Origin of the sequence: Microbacterium sp. NPDC077391 (assembly GCF_040686955.1) — a bacterium.
Taxonomy (GTDB): Bacteria; Actinomycetota; Actinomycetes; order Actinomycetales; family Microbacteriaceae; genus Microbacterium; species Microbacterium commune.
Map to the genome: position 1 here is coordinate 1 of NZ_JBFBMI010000004.1, position 16,351 is coordinate 16,351.

Here is a 16,351-nt window from a genome sequence, read left to right on the forward strand (position 1 = left end):
CCGCGTCACGACCGGCACGAACCTGCGCTAACCTGACCACGCGACCTGAGGAATTCCGATGAGCAACTCTGGGGAATTTCGATGAGCGCCATCACCCGCAGATCGCAGTGTTCGGTAGCTGAGCGACACCCCACAGATATGCGCGGTGACCAACTGACTTACCTCCACCGGGCACACCACCAAAGATGATGTTGGACTCCTCAAATCCGAACCCGACCTCGTTGAGTTCGGCGTCCGGGCCGAACGGTATGTAGTTATACGAGCTTGAAGCTGTGTCGAGCGGGTATGGGAAACCTCGGGGTGTGACAAGCGCGGAGGTTGGCTTGCCGGACGTGTTTACTCGGAAGCCGACAAAGCCCCCACGAGCGTCGTAGTCGAACTCATCAACGCTGTAGACGTTGAGTTGTGACCGGAGCACGGGTGCGAGCTTGACAAGTTCATCATCAGTTCCGCCGCTTCGTACTGCTAGCACGAGAGAGACAACACCCGGCTTTGCTTCATCGTCCTCAACGCTGACGATGTATCTACTTACGGCGACAAGGCGTTCTTGCCGTACTAAATCGTTCTGATCATCGACCGCAGCCTGCCAAGCCTGCTCATCTACGAACTGCGAGCGGAGCGGGGTGGGACGACGAAACTCACTCAGGGGGGCGTAGTAGTCCACTAGCACCTCGGGTAGACGTTGAGCGATGTCTTGAGCAGGAGTGAGGTCCTCCGCCTCCTCGTCAAGCGCAGCAGGATGACGGTTGCCGATCAGACGGACGGCGAGTGAGGTCACCGCCGCTGTCACGAGGCACAGCACAAGGCAGACCGCGATGAGCGACAGCCACACATCCTGACGGAGGACCGCAACGACGGCAGCAGGGATAGCTGTGAGAGCGAACACGCCCACGCCTGCGAAATGGGTAAGCAACCACGTCAGGTATGCGGTGAGGGTCACTGACACAGGCTTTGGTGCGATCACGAACGCAGCGAAGAGACCGGTGATGATGAACCCGCCGACGCTGAAGCTGAACGCGAACAGCAGGAGCAGAGCGAACAGCAAGCCGATGCCGCGAAGGACGACGAAGAAGCGTCTAGCTGCTTGCTCGTTCTTCAGTTCCTCTTGAGTTGGCTTCTTCGCAGGTTGTATCAGAGCGGGTGGGGTGACCGCAGGGCGGATGTAGGCGGTGTGGATGTCCTTGAACGGGAAGTCAGGACGGGTCAGTTCAACGAGCTTCATTGTGCTTCTCCTTCTGTTGGGGTGGTGTCCACAATCGGACACACCTAATATCGGCTGTTCCCGAAATCTTCTTTGAGCAAGAGGAAACCCCCGCCGATGGAGGATGAGAGAAGAGGCGGGGGTTTGAGGTCATCGCTGACCAACCTGACGAGGAAAACTTGAAACCCGTCAGGTGGGTGGAGGCTTACTTGTTGAGGATCTTGCGACCGAGATCACCGTCGAAGAAGTCATCAGAGTTGGAAGCAGCGTGGGCGTTGATTTCCTGAATGCCTGCTTGGTAGGCCAAGCCGAGAAAGGCGGCGGCAACGAGAGCCGCTGCGAGAATGATGAAGTAGCGTAACGGGAAAGCGCTGACGCTGTGGATGCTGTTCATGGTGACCTCCTGAGTCTGTTGGGGTATGTGGTATCTCTAACGAGTCGTTTTCAATATCGGCTCGTTTCGGGAACATCGAGGAACGGTAAAACGTGTCCCCCCTACGTATTGGGTGAGAAGTAGGGGGACCGCCCTCATCACTCAGGCAGATACCTGATGAGGAACTCGAACGGGAGCTGCCCACGGGTAACAGGCAGACCGGAGCGAAGAAGGTAGTCCTCAAGGGCATCAACACCCTCCGGGCGAGCGCACAACTGCGCGACCACGACGCAACGCAACGAGGTGCTCGTCAACAACCGGTCGACCAAGAGCGCAGGAGTAGGTGTGGAAGGGTTCAGCGCGGCGCTCTCAGCCACACTCGCGTAAACATCTGTACACAGGGCGCGGAGCCGAGCCGTTGAGGTCGAGCGGTTCTGCGCGGCCGCGTGACGTTGGCTCACCGACGCGGATACAGCCCCTCGGTCAAGCAACGGAGCGGGGCAAGCAGCGTTGAGCAGAACCAACGCGCGGACAGGATCACTCGTCAGGGGGTGACTGTAGATGCCCGACAGCACGGAGGCAGGGGTGTGCCCGTTCAGAGCGAAGCCTTCGAATAGGTGAAGTGCCCGAGAGCGACGTACTCGCTTCCACCACGCCGACAGTTGCTCGGACGAGACTTCTTCCCGGACGTGAGCAGCTGAGGGCAGAGGGTCAGTGGACCGGAAGAACTTGCGGGTCATATGGGGCACCCGTGTCCATCAGAGAACGGAAGAACCCCGCACGGAGACCACTCGCCGCTTGGATGTCGGCCTGAACGTCCTCAGGCAGTGAGGGGTTCAGGCTTGCCAAGAGCCGCACCGTGGTGTCTTCATCCTCCGCGAGCAGAGTGAGGATCTCGGGTGGTGTGAACGGGGAACGAGCGAGGAAGGCATTCAAGCCCACCTGACCCATCTCCGCGATTTGCCAACGGATGTCCTCAGGAGTGTGAGGGTGGAGGATGAGCAGCCCGAGCAGCTCGCTGTCACGGCAAACGCCAAACTCTCCCTCAAGCGCTCTCGTGAACAGGCGACTCAGCATTCGAGGCTCAAGCTCCTCGTTTCGCAGAAGGTGCCAAGCATCGTCGTAGTCGCCGTTAGCTACAGGATCGAACAGCGCCACGTTCGGGGTGGAGCAGGCGAGGACGTGTGCCCGCACCCGTTCGTCGTCCAACGCTAGAAGCGCTTGAGTCACGACACGGTAGGAGCGGAGGTTGTGCGCAACAGACACGACCACCTCAAACTCCTCATCAGCCACGAGCGACAGCAACGTGTCCTTCGGAGTGTGAGGGTGAAGCGCAGCCACCGCACGGACAGCGGGGAGCGGGGCGGATGCCGCAGCAACAAGCTCCTCCACGCTCAAGTCAGCGGCACGCAGTTTCATCAAATCGCGGGCCAAGTCATCTATTCCACTCATCAGGAGACCTCCTCAGGTTCTCCTTCGATATCGGTTCACGAACGACGAAACCCACCCGCGTTGGGGAACGGGTGGGTTGAGGGCCGAGCATCGTGGTGGTCAGTCTTCGTCTTCATCTCCGAAGAGTTCATCCCATGCTTCAAGGACGGTTCCCCCCGAGTAAGGGCCGCCTTGAGCGAGAGTCTCATTGAAAATCACGTTCTCGCGGATATGAGATGCGAGCGCCTCGTCGTCGCGTGCGACATTCTCTACGATGTTCCGGCTCACGCTGTTACGCCAACGCGCGCGGTGCTCAGCTTCGTCGTCGTCCCATGATTGCTGACCTACGTTAGCGAGGTAATCGGCATTCAGTTGCTTTGCGATCTCTTCTGCCTCCTCATGGGAAGGGCGGTAGTCGATAGGGATGAGAGGCGATAGGTGACCGTAGCTCTCGTTTTCAAGTGCCGCCAAGGTTCCTTCCTCGCTGAGGTTCCATTCCGCAGTGATGATGATGCGGTCGTTCTCAGCATCAACTTCGTAGGAGGCATCGACGTCGTAGTTCGAGTCTCTCTTCTCGGCTCGGTCAAGAGCAGATCCGATTAGGTCATCGTCGGTGTAGTCGTTGCCGATCCACTGACGTTTGAACGCAGACGGGACCTCAGCGTCGACTTGCGCCTCACTGATGAGTCGGGTCAGAGAGGACTGTGCCTTCCATGCCGCAATGGAGGAGGCGCGGCTTCGCTCGTTCACGTCGGCCAACTTCGTGTATTCAATCGCCGCATCGTAGTCTTTTCGGGCAATAGCGTCGGAGGCTTGCTCTCGTAGGTCCTTTATTCCTGCGGGTGATTGTTGGTACGCAAACTTAGCCTTTCGGTAGTCCTCCAACCTCTCTTCGGTAGGAGTCGCCTCGTAGGCAGACTTGGCGACACGAAGTATGTCGCGGGTGTGGGCCGAGCATCTCGGGCCGGGGAATGGGTAACACATTGTGGATCTCCTTCTGATCGGGTTCTACTTTCCATATCGGCAGTTCGTGTCCGAAACAGACAGAGAACGAGCAAGAAAGTTGGAACGGGTTTCTGTGTCCCGTTCCAACTCAGGCAATAGCTCACTTGCCTCGTTTGAACAGCCTTTGTAGACGGTGAACCACGTCATTCCCAATCACAGGCGGAGGGGCGACCGGAGCCTTTGCCTGTGGCCTCTCAGGCACCGGCGCATCAGCAACGGGCGTAGGAGCGACAGCCGGAGCAGCAGGACGCTCAAGAGACGCACCTGTAGCAAGGCGTTCCGGTAGAGCAGGCCCACGGTCGATCACAGGCGGTGAAGCGATGGGCGTGTGAGCCGAGCTGCTCAGAGGCGCAGTCGGCAGTGAAGGTGGCGTAGGGGAGGACGGCACCGCGACTGACCGGGCACTAGGAGCAGCGGTGGCGGCAGGAGCAGGGGTCGTCCGTGTAGTGACGCGAGTTTGAGCGGCAGTCGTCTTCTGATGCGTCTGTGTTCCCGTCGACGCCACAGCACCCTTAGGGCTTCCCTTGGTAGAGGACGCGCTTGATGACGCGACGGAGGCTGATGCGCTCTTCGTGACCGCCTTCGTCGCGCTCTTCGTGGTACTTGCGGCTTGAGTTGTAGGAACGATGGTGGCGAACGTCACCTCGTCTTGTCGTGCCCACTCACCACGGTGGATACGAGCAGTCCATTCCTCAACCCGCCTCTGACGCGCTGCCAAACGAGACGCTGACAGTTCCTTCGGGTCGTCAACACGGATGAGCTTCCTAGCTGCGTCCATCGCCTCACGGTCAGTGCTGTTCGCGTAGAGGCGAGGGTAGGCCTTCGCACGCTCCGCATAGAACGCGTAGACAGCCATGCGCTCGTCATGCTCAATCGCGAGAGTGATGGTGCGAGGTGTCAGCTTGCCGGAACGGTAAGCAACCGCGCACACCTTAGGCAGAGCAGCGACCACCTCTTCAGGCAAAGGCTTCCTCAGGATGACTGAGTCCACCACAAGCCGAAACGCCTTCTGTGTCTTCCGCAGGTTGTTGATGACGATGTGCGCGTTGCGGTGTTCAGGGTTCGCGAGAGCAGGGTTGAGCACCTCATACCTGCGGACGAGCTCGACACGCTCCTTGAACTTGTCCGCAGTCAGAGCAGACCGGCGACCGTTCCCGTCCGTGAGGTCATGACGACCGTTGAACCGTTCGGGGTTGGCAAGGTAGATGCGGTCAGCCGCTTCAATCTCACGACGCTTCAGAGGTGTGTCAGGGTTGTCCTTCACACGCTCAAGGAACTCCCTGATGGTGTGAGCGTCACGGTGCTTCTTAGCGTTCGGGTCCGAGCGAGCGAACTCGACCAACACGTCACCACGGATGAGAGACAACTCCTTGCGCTTGGATGCTCCGTCAACAACAGCAGTCGAGTTCAAAGAAGCCTCTAGCTCCTCGCGTTTCGCAAGGTTGTTCTCACGGTGGCGGATCTCCGTTGCTGTTAGAGCAGAGTTGTTCGTTCTGATGCGTTCAAGAACCGACAGACGGTTCTTCGCTTTCTGAGTGAGCGCTTCAGGATCCGTATCCGCGAGCGTCTTCCGCTCGGCTTCTTCCGCCTCAGTGAGCTTCTGCCCGTTGGCAAGTATTCGCTCGTCACGCTCAATACGTTTAGCGTTCTCTTGGAAATCTAACCAAGCGTGGTAGAAGCAACGGTCACCATCAGCTTTGGCTTTACACATAGGGCACTCCTTCTATTGGGGTCACTATTCATATCGGTCGCCCTGTCTCAAACGGACACGAGACAACCGATATCGAAGGTGAACCTCAACCAAGGAGACGCCGAATGTGCCTATCAATTGAAAGCGGAGGGCTACGCTGCCACTCACACGCCACCGCTCAACTCGCCAAGGCGAAAGAACGACAGGCTGACAGCCCTGACGATGCGGCTCTCCAAGAAGCAGTCGCTGAGGCTGAACACCAACTTGCTCTGACCGCCACCGAGCGGAAGAAGCTGCTTGCCGTGGTGGAGGACGCTTCGACACCCGCTGAGGTAGCGGTGGAAGCTCGACGCCGCTACGACCTTCTGACCGCCGAGCATAACGAACTCGCCGGAGTCACGCCGTTCACTGCCCGGTACGACTCATACGAGGAACAGGTCAACGCCTTCAAAGCGGAAATCGTGAGCACCTACGAGAGCATCAACACTCGTGAACGACTCACTGAGCTGCTCAACACAATGGCGAAGTTCCACAACTACTCGCCCATCAACCAACTGCTCATCCACGCACAGAACCCGAGCGTCAACCGTGTCGCGGGCTTCAAGAAGTGGCAGGCCGAGTTCGAGCGCACCGTGAAGAAGGGCGAGAAGGCAATCAGGATCTTCGCCCCATCTCAGCGAAAGGTGGAGCAGACGGACAAGGACGGCAACGTCATGACGGGCGCTGACGGGAAGCCACTCACGCGCATGCGAACAGTCGGGTTCCGTCTCGTGGCGGTCTTCGGAGACACACAGACAGAAGGGAAGGCTCTTCCCCAACCGCACTCGCTCTCCGAGACGCCCCCGGACGGCTTCATTGACGACCTCACCTCCGCGATAGAAGCGGAAGGTTACAAAGTCCGTTATGAGGACACAGGGTTCGCCGGAGGGTGGGCGTCTACCAACGGGGAAGTCGTCATCAACTCACACGCTTCGCCTGCTAGTCGTGCGAAGACCCTCGCCCACGAACTCGCACACATCAAAGCCGGTCACGTTCAACGCGACGACTACCACTCAGGGCCGGGAGGGTGCCGTGGGGAGATGGAGATGGAAGCGGAGAGCTTGGGCTACCTGCTGTGCCGTAGCAACGGAATGTCCACCGAGATCACCGAGTCCACAACCGCCTACATCAAAGGATGGGCGGCGCAATCCAACGGGAAGACAGCGGAGGACAGCATCAAAGCAGTCAGCGGCGTCTTCAAGGGAATGATGAGCAGCGGGCAGTGGCGTAACGCTCAGTGAGACGTTGCGATGAACAGCAGCTCGATGTGCCTGCCCTCACGGATGAGACGGTTGAGTCCGTCCCGCGTGCGGTAGTAGGTGTGCTCGGCTTCAGCACGTAGCTCACGGTCGCCTATCGCACGGGCGATCAGAACACGTTCATGCGGCGTGGGTTCAAGTGGGTTCATGGGTGTCTCCTTCAAAGTTGGGGCACCTAGTTCCTAACGAGCCGTTCCCGAAAGATGGACAGCGGCGCTTCCGGCCTTATAGTGTTCACGCTTGTTGGTTTCAAGAAGCAATCACGAAAGGAGGAACTGATGGCTAAGGAGAACGCTGTGGCAGAGACCACGGGTGAAGCTCTCACGCTTGCTGAGGCGGCTGACTACCTGAACCGAAGCATCGGTTGGTTCAACACGGAGCGCAAGGAAATCCTTGCTGCCAAGGGCGCAACGTTCGGTGGTCGTGGGGTTGGTTCCTCCATTCCCGTGAGCGTCCTTGAGGAACTCGCCGCAGACGGGTGGAAGGCTGACACCAAGCGCACCCGTAGCGCCTCCACGTTCACCGGACAGGGTGGCGCAGGTGTGGAAGCGGCTGAGAAGGAACTCGCAGACGCAGAGGAAGCCCTGAACGTCGCCAAGGCTGTCGTCGCTGAGAAGCGGAAGAACGTCACCGCCGCAAAGCGGGAAGCAGCGAAGGCTGAGAAGGCGCAGAACAGCGCCGCTGTTCGCAAGGCAGAGGAACTCGCGAAGGAAGCCGCGAAGGCAGCCAAGACCGCTGAGCGACTCGCCAAGCGCGCAGAAGAGGCACGAGCCAAGGCCGGTCTCTAACCCTTCAACACCAACGAACCCCCACAGCCTGTACTAAGGCTGTGGGGGTTCGTCGTTTCGTGACAAGCAGAGCGACCGATATCGAAGGTGAGTAAACGGTTGAGAAGCCAACTCGTTCGTAACCTCCTTCGGGCGAGTTCGTAACCTCCTTCGGGCGAGTTCGTAGCCTCCCTGCTGTGGTGGGTTCCGTCCGTCCACCACAGCACTCACCTCTCCGGGTGAAGGACGCCGACCACCGTGTCAAGGAGCGCAGCGAACCGCAGGAACGCCACAGCCGCAGCGTAACCATCCTCGTAGCGGGAAGTAGGTGGCATGAAGCGAGCGTTCCTCAGGAACTCCATCGCCTCTAAGCGGAACAGCACCGCCCCCGCAGGGGTCAATAGATAGTCCTGACGCATCCGCCACCATTCGGTAAACAGTGCTTCCTGCTCAGGATGGTTCTCGAAGGCCCGTCTAGCGCGGTTCAGCCGTTTCTCTTCAAGTGTCAATGCCATAGTCGTGCTCCTCAGTTGGGGTCACTTTCAATATCGGCAGCTGTGACAATTTCGGGAACGGAACGCATGATGAGGCTGTCTGCGCCACCCGGTAGTTTTCATCTATGACGCTCCTCAACGGTCTGCTCTTAAAGCCCGATGACTCCCAACTGTGGGACGTCGAGCTGCGTCAGGACAACGGCTCAACCCTGAAGTCGCTCTACCACTACCTCGACTGCCGAGCAGTGGATGTCATCCGACTTACCGACAGCATCGACCTTTGGGTCGATGACGAAGGAATGCTCGTCAGCGAACCTCAGGTGAACACCGTCCTCACGAATATCACCATCGCGTTCGGTCACTACTTTCAGCCCATCCACGGAGCAGGACTGTTCCTCAGTGGGAACGACAAGACGGGTGCCACGGAGACGCTCACTCCTGAACAGGTCAGCATCATCAGAAACGCCCACAAGCAAGCACTCTTGATGTGACGAAGACAGGAGAGAACCCCACCACAGTCCATCCGTGGTGGGGCTTTCTGTTCGAACGAGGTCAAGCGGCTACGCGGTGATGCGCGTCGAAGGGTAGTGCTTCGTCAGGCATCTCATCGAAGTAGCGAGCGAACACCGTTCCCGTGATGTCATGACCGAACTTCTCAGCGGTCCTCTCGTATGCGTCGCGTTGGGCTTGGAGGTCCACGTTCCTACGGAACTCAGCAAGGTCCTCGGCGCTGTCCACTGTGTAGCGACCTGTCTCGGGGTTCAGGTTCGGGATGAAGGCGCGATGCTCCTTCTTAGCGAACGCGGCCAAACGAGCCTGCCCCGCCGCGACACCAACGTGGCCGTCGTTCTCGTACAGGTCAAGACCGAGCGCACGGCGACGAGCGTATTGGTTCATGGAGAGACCGTATGAGTCAGCCATTTGAGCTTCGTAGTAGCGCAGGACCGCACGACCTTGAACGTCACCCTTGATGAAGACCTCAGCGTCACGCACGCGCTTGTCCACGGACGGTCTACGACCGGGCACCTCACGGTCTGTCCCTGCGTTCTTCAACTCAACCGAGCGTGCTGAGGATGTGTCGTGGCGGGTCTTCTTAGGACGTGACTCCAACAGTGCCGCGGCAGTAGCTGTGGGGAACACAGCAGGGGCGGTGATGGAACGGAGTAGCAGGAACTCAGACGCGCTCTCTTCGCCACGGTTCTTCTCAACCCACTCACGCTCGTCCGGTGTGAGCAGGAAATGGAAGTCACGAGGGATATCCGAGTCCTCGTTGTACATGCGCTTCAACGTGGCGCTGTTCAGTTCTTGGATCTTCTTGGCCTCAGACTCCGCAGCGACGGCAGCCTTCTCTTCCTCGTAGTCCGCTTTCGCTACCGCAGCTTCAGCGTTCAGTTCCTCCAACTCTTGCTTCTTCCGAGCGATGGTCGCTTCAAGACCTTTGATCTTGCGCCTGAACGCTTTGGAGTCGATGTACTTCAGGTCTTCCACTTCTTCCTCAAGGACACGGATGTCTTCCTCAACTCGTGTGGCTTCACTCTCGAAGGTGTTGCCGTCAGACAGTGAGACGACGCGGTTCTCCACTTGAGCGAGGTAGGAACGCTTGTGAGCGATGGTGGCTTCTAGCTCTCGGATGCGTCTGAGAACGTCCGCAGGTTTCATCTTCAAGCGGTACAGCGCCGCAAGCTCTTCCTCTTTCTTGTTCAGTGTTGCTTCTAAGCGGTTGAGTCGGGGTTGGTAGAGCGAGTAGAGGCAACGCTCTCCACCTTCGGCAATGGACTTACACATATTTGGTCTCCTTGGGGATCACCTTTTTCAGGTTCACCTTCTATATCGGCAGCCGAGACCCTATTGGGTGAGAAGTGAGGGGACACGTTTCGAGGTTCGGTTAAGTCCGTCCCCGACCCCAAGGAAGAAGCCCTCACCGTTGAGCGACGAGGGCTTCGAGTGAGATGAAGGGTGGGTTCAGGTGGTGATGCCGTTGAAGAAGAGGAGGAGCGTGACCACGACTGCGGCTGTCAGGAGGACAAGGAAGGTGATGAACCAACCGAGGGCGGCACCGCCGAAGCTCTCCGAGAGCAGATGGAAGTCACTCCCACCGCCCGTGACCGTAGAGCGGGAGATCCCGATTATGGAGAAGACCCCGCTGAAGAAGATGACAGCGCCGAACACTACGAGGAGCCACACGCCTGCCGTCTGACTAGCCGGGTTGGTGACAGGCAACGACAGCAACCAAGCGACGGTGAGCCACAGGGCGGCGGCGACGAGCGTGAACAGGGAGCGGATTGAGAGGGTGATGACCGCACCCACGTAGAACAGAAGCCACAGGACAAGCTCCGCGCCGGTCAGCTGCGTGGTGTTCACGGGGGCCGGAGCATTCGCTAGTGCGAGCACGACCCCCACCCAAGAACCGAGCAGCACGAGCACACCTGCCGAGGTGAGGTGGAGAGTGGTGAGCACGGCGGCAACCAACCACAGGACAGCAACCACCGGCCACCACCCCGAGATCACCACTGTCTCCTGCCAAGCGGTAAGCGCGATGAACAGCCCGAAGAGGACAGGCGCAGCGTAACCGGCGAACAGGTTCAAGATGCGAGCGGGAGCAGCGAACCATCCATCACCAAGCACACCTGTTGAGCCGTGCGTCACCCCGGTGCCGTCGGCACGCACACGGATGCTGAGGCTCGTCCCGAGAGGAAGCAACGCAACCGTGTGTCCTACCTCGTGGATGACAGTGTCAATCAGCATCAAGAGGTGGCGCGGTGCGCGAGTCAGGTAGGTCAGCATCAGTGTCTCCGGTTTGTGTTGGGGGTTACAAACACAATCGGTTAGTTCACGCTACTTCGAGCGACGCCCGAAGATCGGACGCTTCTGCTCACGCAACGCGAGCAGTTCAGCTTCAAGCTCACGGATACGAGCCTCAGCAACCTCCAACGCGGACGGAGCGGAGGGGAGTGCCTTCGGGGTCTTCACACCCAACCACCCGAGCTGCTCAAGAGTGGAGTGCGGGATGCGCCAACCTTCATCGGTGATGGTCGCTCCGTGAGCGAGCAGTGTGTCCTTTTGGTAGCGGAACTTGCCCGTTGAGAACCCGGTCAGGTCAGCTGCCTGACGAAGCGAGTAGGTGCGGTCCGTGATGGTAGTCATTTGCGTTTCCGTTCTTCGTGCTCTTGTAGCCGGGGGTACAACCCTCCCGGGGCCGTCTGACATTCAGCCGCGAACACACAAAACTGCTTCAGAAGCACAATCGGGACTCACCACGTTCCCGAAAAGCGTCTCAGAACGGCTCTGTGCGCCCCGTACACGCTCTCAAACCCCAAACGCGGGTCAGTGGAGGGGTGCGACATTCTCAAACGCTCACAGGGCCGTTTTTAAGAACACGCAAAACAGCAAATCGGGGACTCTCCGAGCACATCACGAGGTGTCTCGCATTTGGGACCGGGGGTACAACAGGGTTCAGCCTTTCGGGATGGAACGGTGAAACGTGTCCCTCCCTCTATTGGGTGAGAAGTGCGGGGACGAGAGAAGCCCTCATCGGATGAATGATGAGGGCTTCTGACTTGTTATGAGAGCGCTAGGCGAAAGGGGTTGAGACCGCACATCCGCTCAGCTTCTTCGAGCGTGAACTTAGAAACCACTCCGTTGTCGTAAACGAGGTAGTAGACGGGCAATCCGTTTCTGTCGCTCCACTCACGTTGGGCGCGGAAATTGTTGAGCTGATCTGCGCGATGACCGGGGTTGTGCGCGACGCACAGGAAGCGTGGTGTCTTCACCTGATATCCGGCAAGGGGGGATACAAGGTCGATGTGGTGTTTGGACTCGTCTTCGCCGCTACCTAACGAGCATGAGCCGTCAGTAGCTGTAACGTAATCCCGAGCGGCGACCTCACGAGTCCAACCTTCTTCGGTCTGTGTGAAGATGCGGACCCACAAGCTATTGAGGATGAAGTTCAAGTCAGCGGGCTTGTCGCTCAGACCAACTCCGCGAGCAGCACGACGGGCTAGATGGGTGAGTGAGGTGTAGGGCAGCACGGTTCGTGTGTATTCGGCTACCCACTGCTTATGCGATAGCTCTCGATGTGACCAACGGTTCTCCATCAGAGCGCCTACTGTCCTCGTGGATATGTAGTGTGCTTCCTTGAACGGTGCGTTCAGGTCTTTGAAACGTCGTTGTTCGCGGAGCTTAGCGTGATGCTCGGGGTAGAGCATCAGACCGTCTACGAGATGGTAGAAGCCAACTTGAAAACTGAGTGGCTCATCCTTCAGAAGCTCGACTGCTTCTACTTCCTTCTCGCGTTCAGGTGTTGCGGGTTGTGTTTGTAACTTGTACTCCATTCTGAGTCTCCTTGGTTGTTGGGGTGTCTTAAGAGATCGGCTCACCGGGTAGCCAACCGAGACCGCCGCTGTCAGGCACGTCACTCGGGTCAATAGGTGGAGTGGTGATGATGCCTGTGACTAGGACCGAGATGATGATGAACGCAGCAAGCAGTAGGACGGAAACCACTAGCGCGGGCGGGACGTGTAATGAGTTCATTTGTGTTCCTTCTTGGTAGGGCAACGTTGGGGCTGTTGCTTATGTATCTCTAACGACGGTCGTTCCCGATTGGGTCAGATGGGGGTTGAGCAGGACGAGCGGGGAACGGTGAAACGTGTCCCTCTGCTTCTCACCCAATAGCGTCAGTGCCGACACCAACCTCACCTGTGACGGTGACGATGGGTTCCGGTGTGCTACCAACACCTACGGCACCTTCCACAACGACGATGGGTGTTGGCTCTGAAACCGGCGCATCAGCAGAGCAACCGGTCACGGTTGCGAGCAGAGCAACAGCTACAGCAGCGGGAACGATTTTTGAGAGAGTGGATGAGATAGACATGTGAGCCTCCTTGTTGGGTCACTGTCTATATCGGGTGAAAACCGAAAGTGTGGACTAGCGGAAACAGAACTCGCCCTCTTGGATGACCACCAAGAGGGCGAGACCCTACCTTTCGGAATAACTAATGACTGAGGCTTGAAGTTCCTCACTCTAAATATCGGCAGGTTGAGCGACGACGACGAGATTTTTCGTGCTCGGTGTCAGATCCTTGTTTTGGAAGCATGTGATCACGGCAACGCCGTCCGTCTTCCACACCGAGTCGAACGGCAGTTTGTCCTTCGCCAAGGTGCGAACCTCCGTGACCGTGTAGCGCTTCCCATCCACCCACAGCGTCTGCCCTCTCTGTGCGAACACCTCTCCTGAGCGAAGGTTGAACAGCGCGTTCCCGAGGCACTGCTCGAAGCGGCAGGAATGAGTCACGTAAACCTCAGCGGCAACGTCAGTGACGCGGAAGGCGTGCTTGAAGTCAGGAGGGGTGACCACCCCATTCACGGTGCTTGTCTCGCTCAACGGCGCGGAGAACCCCGTAACAGGGAGGGAGATGACACCCGCAGTGCCCACCTCTTCTTCATCGTCGGTGGTCGATGGTGGGTTGTCCGTTTCGTCGTCCCCCACATCGTCAGGAACCGACTCATCAGGCGTGGACGAGGAGAGGTCGGGGAAAGGCATGGTGACAACCGGTGACGACTCCACCTCAACAGGAGGAATGGAAACAGCGGGTGGGGTGACAAGGAGAAGCCCCGTCACCACCATCCCCGCTGTCGCCATACCGAGCATCACGGTCGCGAGAGTCTTACTGCTCAGCACGTTCTCTCCTGCGAAGGGCGAAGAGGGTAGGGAACAGCCCCATCAGCACAGCAGCGGCGAGAGCGATAGGGAACCACACGCTCAGAGGTTGAGAGGTGTCCGCACCGGACTCCACACGAGGACCATCAGGGGTTGGTTCAGGCTCAGGAGTCACAGGTGGCTGAACAACAGGAGGTTCCACAACAGGTGGCTTTACGACAGGAGGTTCAACCACGGGAGGTTCCACAACCACAGGTGGAGAAGCGATGCCACGAACCTCGCCTGTGATTGGGTAACTGCCTCCTGCGACACCGACCTCTCCTTCGTTCAACGGAGCGTCCACGTAGAAGTTGCGGATGTCGTAAAGGAAGGAGGAGTAGAAGTTCAGACCGTTACGCACGACCTGAGTGACCGCTTCGCCGTTCGATGTCCCCTCGATCACGATGACGATTTGTCCTGACCATCCGTAACCGTTGAGAGTCCCGTCAGTGCTCCAAGACCAAGTAGGTGAATGGGCAGTAAGAGTCACGTCGTAGCTGCCGTCGCCAAGAGGGGTGACAGGTACCGGGACAGCGCGGCCGTCACTGACGAGCGTTGAGCGGGAACCGGAGGGCACGGAGGCGTAAGGGTCAGCGGAAGCAACGATGGTGCTGTCCGCCACGAAGTAGGCGCTGACGCCTGTGACCTCAGCTACCTCAGTGTTGTGTCCGAACACGGTGAGTGTGGAGGAGCCGATGAATGGTAGAGCGGCAGGGTCAGAAGGGGCAACGTAGAAGTTGTTGCTGTTCGTGCCGGGGGTGCCGCTCTGTGTGGAACCTTGGTTGGCGACAAAGCCGACCCAATCAAGAGCACTCAGTTGCGCGTTGGTGAGGAAGTCGGTGGTGGCTGTTGGGATCTCGACTGTTCCCCATGAGGTGGAGGGGATCGGTGAACAGGTGGAGGCGGAAGCGTCCTCTGTCGCAAGGTCGCCGTCGAAGTAGCAGATGGTGTCCGCACCGTAGGGTGCTGAACCGTCCGGGATGAACGGTGCCGCAAACGCGGCGGTGGGGGTAGCAAGCAGGAGAGCGACTGAAGCCGCTAGCCCTGCGAGAGCGATGTTTCGTTTCTTGATTTTCATGATGTTTCTCCTTGGTGGTTGTGGTGGTTGGTTCCCCTTTCTCTATGGGGCGGCGGTGGGTCAGCTCTCCGCGTAGACAGGAGCAGTGGTGAACTCGTTGTAGCCGTCGCGCAGCTGAACGTCGTAGCCGATCACGCCCGGTGCGCAGGCGGGGAACTGAATGGTGTCTGCCACGAAGCCCGCACCGTCAGCGGGGCAGTAGTAGCGGGTGGTCTCAGGCTCGTATGTGAAGAGCGCGACTGAGGCTAGAACCGCGATCACGAAGAGCAGGATTGAGCCGAGGACGCTGAGCGTGTCTTTCATGAGCGCACCTCCCTGCTGAGGGCGTCATATGTGCTGAGAAGACTTTCAGGAACTGAGCCGCTGTCGGAGACTGTGTAGCCATTCACAGTGGTGGAGTAAGTTCCGTCTCCGCTCGCAATGATGAGAACGCTGAACGAAATACCTTCAACGTCGTTCGTGACGATGCTCTCCGCCGCAAGCTGTTGCTGAGAACAGAGGTCGCTGTATGGGGCAAGCACAACCTCTGTTCCGTCGTGAACGAACACGCAGGTGTCGGGATACACGATGGTGGTGTCACCGCCAACCGCGACACCTTCTTCGTCGGTCGTGACGGAAGCTGTAGGTTCAGCGGTTTGCTCAGGAACAGCTAGCTGCTCAGTAGCAGGGTCAGTGTCATGAGTCACCACTTCAGGGGTGTGCTCTTCAGTAGATGCTCCGGTGCGCTCTGAGGCTGAGCTTTCAGCAGGTTGAGCGGTAGATGTCACGGTGGGAGTGTGCGCACCGGCAAGGCTCAGTGATACGAATGCGCCTGCGGAGTAAGCGCCTCCGGCAGCAGTAGCGCTCGCAATGATGAGCGCGAGAGCGTGAGTCAATTTCATGTAGGCCTCCTTCAGGTTGTTGGGGGTCACCTTCTATATCGGTCGGTCAGCGCGTTTCGAGAACGGCTAGCTCGGTGAGTAGCTGCCGGACTGTCGGAAGCAGATCCACGTCAATCAGGTCGTGCGTCAGCAACAGGGAAAGAGCAGCGGAGTGCTGTCCTTCCATGAGCCACCAAATGAGCGACGGGTGCGGTGCTGTTCCGGTGAGGCAGTAGGTGTCACGGAGCACACGCAGCATCGCCGCTGTGTAGAGGGCGTCTTCGTTCAGGTCCTCGTATGGGCTTGCGGCGTAGATGCTGTCCACAAGCGAGAACCCCGCTCCCGCGACAAGAGCAGGAGACGGGGTTCCGTTCATCTGACCACTTCCACGGTCAGGTCAAGAGATGCGTTGATGAACCGAGCGCAAGGACGGCAGACATAGGCGGTGTAGCCCTCAGC

Annotated in this window: 20 protein-coding genes; 3 read left to right on the forward strand and 17 right to left on the reverse strand. The window is 58.6% G+C overall.

The genetic code is table 11. The annotated features are described in order from the left end of the window. Window positions 1-91 precede the first annotated feature (91 nt). The 5 genes from AB0O65_RS10795 to AB0O65_RS10815 all read right to left on the reverse strand — a co-directional run bounded on the left by AB0O65_RS10795 (window position 92) and on the right by AB0O65_RS10815 (window position 5,721). On the reverse strand, window positions 92-1,222 hold the full coding sequence (locus tag AB0O65_RS10795; protein WP_363384981.1) for a hypothetical protein: 1,131 nt from the start codon (window positions 1,220-1,222) through the stop codon (window positions 92-94). Window positions 1,223-1,406: 184 nt separating this feature from the next. Then, window positions 1,407-1,595 carry a hypothetical protein gene (locus tag AB0O65_RS10800; RefSeq protein ID WP_363384984.1) on the reverse strand — a complete coding sequence of 63 codons (189 nt, stop codon included), beginning with the start codon at window positions 1,593-1,595 and terminating at the stop codon, window positions 1,407-1,409. A 690-nt stretch (window positions 1,596-2,285) separates the two neighbouring features. Then, entirely contained in the window at window positions 2,286-3,026 is a 741-nt protein-coding gene (locus AB0O65_RS10805) for a hypothetical protein (RefSeq protein ID WP_363384986.1), read from the reverse strand. Between the two features lie 99 nt (window positions 3,027-3,125). Then, window positions 3,126-3,989 (reverse strand): hypothetical protein, encoded by an 864-nt coding sequence (locus AB0O65_RS10810; protein WP_363384989.1) that lies wholly within the window; start codon window positions 3,987-3,989, stop codon window positions 3,126-3,128. Between the two features lie 121 nt (window positions 3,990-4,110). After that, complete coding sequence (locus tag AB0O65_RS10815) at window positions 4,111-5,721, reverse strand: hypothetical protein (protein WP_363384992.1); 1,611 nt, start codon at window positions 5,719-5,721, stop codon at window positions 4,111-4,113. 104 nt (window positions 5,722-5,825) lie between these two features. On the opposite strand from AB0O65_RS10815, the gene AB0O65_RS10820 reads away from it, so the two are divergent. After that, entirely contained in the window at window positions 5,826-6,980 is a 1,155-nt protein-coding gene (locus tag AB0O65_RS10820; protein ID WP_363384994.1) for an ArdC-like ssDNA-binding domain-containing protein, read from the forward strand. Here AB0O65_RS10820 and AB0O65_RS10825 read toward each other — a convergent pair. Further along, window positions 6,974-7,147, reverse strand: a complete 174-nt coding sequence (locus AB0O65_RS10825; RefSeq protein ID WP_363384997.1) for a hypothetical protein — start codon at window positions 7,145-7,147, stop codon at window positions 6,974-6,976. The two genes, AB0O65_RS10820 and AB0O65_RS10825, sit on opposite strands and share 7 nt — an antisense overlap. Window positions 7,148-7,276: 129 nt before the next feature. On the opposite strand from AB0O65_RS10825, the gene AB0O65_RS10830 reads away from it, so the two are divergent. Continuing rightward, window positions 7,277-7,786: a hypothetical protein gene (locus AB0O65_RS10830; protein ID WP_363385000.1), complete on the forward strand. Its 510-nt coding sequence runs from the start codon at window positions 7,277-7,279 to the stop codon at window positions 7,784-7,786. A gap of 206 nt (window positions 7,787-7,992) precedes the next feature. Here the strand turns inward: AB0O65_RS10830 and AB0O65_RS10835 are convergent, their stop codons facing one another. Beyond that, complete coding sequence (locus tag AB0O65_RS10835) at window positions 7,993-8,280, reverse strand: hypothetical protein (protein WP_363385003.1); 288 nt, start codon at window positions 8,278-8,280, stop codon at window positions 7,993-7,995. A gap of 104 nt (window positions 8,281-8,384) precedes the next feature. Here AB0O65_RS10835 and AB0O65_RS10840 point away from each other — a divergent pair, with 104 nt between their 5' ends. Further along, window positions 8,385-8,750 carry a DUF3846 domain-containing protein gene (locus AB0O65_RS10840; protein WP_363385006.1) on the forward strand — a complete coding sequence of 122 codons (366 nt, stop codon included), beginning with the start codon at window positions 8,385-8,387 and terminating at the stop codon, window positions 8,748-8,750. A 61-nt stretch (window positions 8,751-8,811) separates the two neighbouring features. Here AB0O65_RS10840 and AB0O65_RS10845 read toward each other — a convergent pair whose 3' ends face one another. From AB0O65_RS10845 to AB0O65_RS10890, 10 genes are all read right to left on the reverse strand, one after another. Continuing rightward, a complete protein-coding gene (locus AB0O65_RS10845; RefSeq protein ID WP_363385009.1) occupies window positions 8,812-10,044 on the reverse strand; it encodes a hypothetical protein in 1,233 nt (410 codons plus the stop codon). A gap of 177 nt (window positions 10,045-10,221) precedes the next feature. Further along, a complete protein-coding gene (locus tag AB0O65_RS10850; protein WP_363385012.1) occupies window positions 10,222-11,043 on the reverse strand; it encodes a M50 family metallopeptidase in 822 nt (273 codons plus the stop codon). Between the two features lie 51 nt (window positions 11,044-11,094). Beyond that, the gene (locus AB0O65_RS10855) at window positions 11,095-11,403 is read right to left on the reverse strand and encodes a hypothetical protein (RefSeq protein ID WP_363385015.1); all 309 of its coding nucleotides are present in this window, start codon (window positions 11,401-11,403) and stop codon (window positions 11,095-11,097) included. A gap of 416 nt (window positions 11,404-11,819) precedes the next feature. After that, window positions 11,820-12,590 (reverse strand): hypothetical protein, encoded by a 771-nt coding sequence (locus tag AB0O65_RS10860; protein ID WP_363385017.1) that lies wholly within the window; start codon window positions 12,588-12,590, stop codon window positions 11,820-11,822. A gap of 329 nt (window positions 12,591-12,919) precedes the next feature. Further along, window positions 12,920-13,129, reverse strand: a complete 210-nt coding sequence (locus AB0O65_RS10865; protein ID WP_363385020.1) for a hypothetical protein — start codon at window positions 13,127-13,129, stop codon at window positions 12,920-12,922. A 150-nt stretch (window positions 13,130-13,279) separates the two neighbouring features. Next, window positions 13,280-13,936, reverse strand: a complete 657-nt coding sequence (locus AB0O65_RS10870) for a hypothetical protein (protein WP_363385023.1) — start codon at window positions 13,934-13,936, stop codon at window positions 13,280-13,282. Beyond that, window positions 13,923-15,032, reverse strand: a complete 1,110-nt coding sequence (locus AB0O65_RS10875; RefSeq protein WP_363385026.1) for a hypothetical protein — start codon at window positions 15,030-15,032, stop codon at window positions 13,923-13,925. Before AB0O65_RS10875 ends, AB0O65_RS10870 begins: the two co-directional genes overlap by 14 nt. Before the next feature lie 60 nt (window positions 15,033-15,092). After that, complete coding sequence (locus AB0O65_RS10880; protein ID WP_363385029.1) at window positions 15,093-15,335, reverse strand: hypothetical protein; 243 nt, start codon at window positions 15,333-15,335, stop codon at window positions 15,093-15,095. Next, on the reverse strand, window positions 15,332-15,943 hold the full coding sequence (locus AB0O65_RS10885) for a hypothetical protein (RefSeq protein ID WP_363385032.1): 612 nt from the start codon (window positions 15,941-15,943) through the stop codon (window positions 15,332-15,334). Before AB0O65_RS10885 ends, AB0O65_RS10880 begins: the two co-directional genes overlap by 4 nt. Before the next feature lie 16 nt (window positions 15,944-15,959). After that, on the reverse strand, window positions 15,960-16,268 hold the full coding sequence (locus AB0O65_RS10890; protein WP_363385035.1) for a hypothetical protein: 309 nt from the start codon (window positions 16,266-16,268) through the stop codon (window positions 15,960-15,962). Window positions 16,269-16,351: the final 83 nt, after the last annotated feature.